Here is a 1891-nt window from a genome sequence, read left to right on the forward strand (position 1 = left end):
AGCCCGGTTGCGCCGAGCCGTCAGGGCAAGAAGGCGATGACGGGCTATTTCAGCCCGGAAATGTCGTTCGCCATGCACATGACCGCCCGCAAGCACGGCATGAGCTTGCAGGACGCGATGGCCGAGGCGTTCAACGACTGGCTCCGAAAGATGGGGGAAAGTCCTGTAGGCAAGTGAGCATGTTCACATGCAAACATATAGCTTAGGGGAAAACTCATGGACGTGCTAATCGTGTCCGCCATCTTCGCACTGGTGATGATCGGATTGTCCATCCGGGCAAACGCCCGTTTCCGGCAGGAAAGGAAACTGCCGATGCAATGGCGGCTTTCACGATCAGAGCCGCTTTCCAATTTGGTGAATTGGTCCGCACCTCGCGTTCTAGCTCTCAGCTTCACGCCCTTCCTTGCGATCTGTGTGCTGGGGCTGTTCAATGTTACCGCGATGACCCTAACGCCGAGGCCGGGGCAGGAGGGGATGCTGTTACCGTCCCCGATCTTTATTGGAGGCGCGTTCGTGGCGGCCCATGTTTTCCAGCTTTGGTTGATCGGAAGGAGCCTGGGCCGAAGTTAAACTCAATGTCGTCATGTTCACATGCAAACATGGCAGTTAACGCCATGACACTGTCCTATTGCCGCCACGATTTTCGGCGAAGCAATCACGCTATGGTAGTTATTAGGCACGCGATCTTTCCTCGTGACACAGCTTCGGTGCTGGGCATCTGGCGTGAGTTCATCGCTAATTCGCCGGTCAATCTCGACTATCAGAATAATGACGCTGAGTTTGCAAACTTGCCTGGGAAGTATGCGGCGCCCAAAGGATGCGTGCTGCTTGCGGACCGGGAGGGGGAAATCGAAGGCTGCGTAGCGATGCGCCAAGTCACACACGAGATATGCGAGATGAAACGACTATATGTTCGTCCCCAGGCTCAGGGACGGCATCTTGGTCGCGCGCTCGCTGAACGTCTGATCGAGGAAGCTCGCACTGTGGGCTACAGCGAAATGAGGCTCGATGTGCAAGCGAAGTTCGTCCCCGCGCGCAAGCTGTATGAGACTCTTGGTTTCGTCGCGGCGGAGCCGATTTCCTTCAACCCGGTTCCCGGCGCATCCTTTCTTGGACTTCACCTGTAGTCGAGTCCGTAGCTATCGACCAGAAAGTGACAAAGGCGGATCAGTCGATATGTTTGCATGTGGACATGAACGCTTGTCCACATAAGGGATCAGCGCAGTGGCTTGCGTTCGTGCCGTTTCTTGCAGAAGCCTAGGAAAGCGGCGCGGGGGCTTTTCAGCTCGGGCTTGCCCATGTCGTGCCACCACGACACCCATTCGTCATAAAGCGCATACACGTCATAGCCTGGCGCGGCCGTCTTGGCGTCGTGCATGGTTTCCGGGTCGATATAGGGCGCATCGTCGCCGGCGTTGGCGAGCGGATCGGGCTTGGACTTGAGGCCCGAGCGGTTGCGGAACAGGATCACGTCATCATTCATCGTCACCGCATAGTCGGGGAAATGGCCGTGGTCCGCGTCATGCTCGCAGACCTTCTTGACCAAGGCCCGTAACACCCGGAGCGGGCTGTTCGAGCCGCATTTCTTTTGCAGCAGCTCCAGGCCGATCTTCCATTCGTCCTTCACGCCGCAATGCTTGCGGGCCAGCTCATACATGCGCCGCTCGAACGGCTTGCGGAGCCGGAAATAGTCGCGGTGAAGCGTCAGAACATTCTTGCTGATGACCGAGCGATAGACCCAATCCGACAGGGTGATTTCCAGATCGAGCATACGGCCGTCGAACGTCTTGCGTGTGATTCTGGCTTCTTCGATCAGCCCGAAAATCCGCGTTTCCTCGACACCGCCCGTCTGGATATTGGTCCGCACCGTGGTCCCGCGCAGGCGGGTGAG

General features: G+C 57.5%; 4 protein-coding genes. 3 read left to right on the top strand and 1 reads right to left on the bottom strand.

All coding sequences use genetic code 11. The annotated features are described in order from the left end of the window. The 3 genes from AX703_RS28885 to AX703_RS11510 all read left to right on the top strand — a co-directional run. Nucleotides 1-177, top strand: a 177-nt coding sequence (locus tag AX703_RS28885; RefSeq protein WP_369821013.1) for a ribbon-helix-helix domain-containing protein, incomplete at its 5' end; no start/stop codon positions are given. A 39-nt stretch (nucleotides 178-216) separates the two neighbouring features. Beyond that, nucleotides 217-570, top strand: coding sequence for a hypothetical protein (locus tag AX703_RS11505; RefSeq protein WP_062344211.1), 354 nt, complete (start codon nucleotides 217-219; stop codon nucleotides 568-570). Nucleotides 571-614: 44 nt separating this feature from the next. Then, the gene (locus AX703_RS11510; RefSeq protein WP_231735506.1) at nucleotides 615-1127 is read left to right on the top strand and encodes a GNAT family N-acetyltransferase; all 513 of its coding nucleotides are present in this window, start codon (nucleotides 615-617) and stop codon (nucleotides 1125-1127) included. A gap of 89 nt (nucleotides 1128-1216) precedes the next feature. Here the strand turns inward: AX703_RS11510 and AX703_RS11515 are convergent. Beyond that, nucleotides 1217-1891, bottom strand: a 675-nt coding sequence (locus tag AX703_RS11515) for a replication initiator protein A (protein ID WP_197423688.1), incomplete at its 5' end; no start/stop codon positions are given.

This window comes from Novosphingobium sp. CCH12-A3 (assembly GCF_001556015.1).
Taxonomy (GTDB): domain Bacteria; phylum Pseudomonadota; class Alphaproteobacteria; order Sphingomonadales; family Sphingomonadaceae; genus Novosphingobium; species Novosphingobium subterraneum.

Coding starts and splice junctions, on each gene's coding strand:
- AX703_RS11505 (WP_062344211.1), top strand. CDS start 217: ATGGACGTGCTAATCGTGTCCGCCATCTTCGCACTGGTGATGATCGGA.
- AX703_RS11510 (WP_231735506.1), top strand. CDS start 615: ATGACACTGTCCTATTGCCGCCACGATTTTCGGCGAAGCAATCACGCT.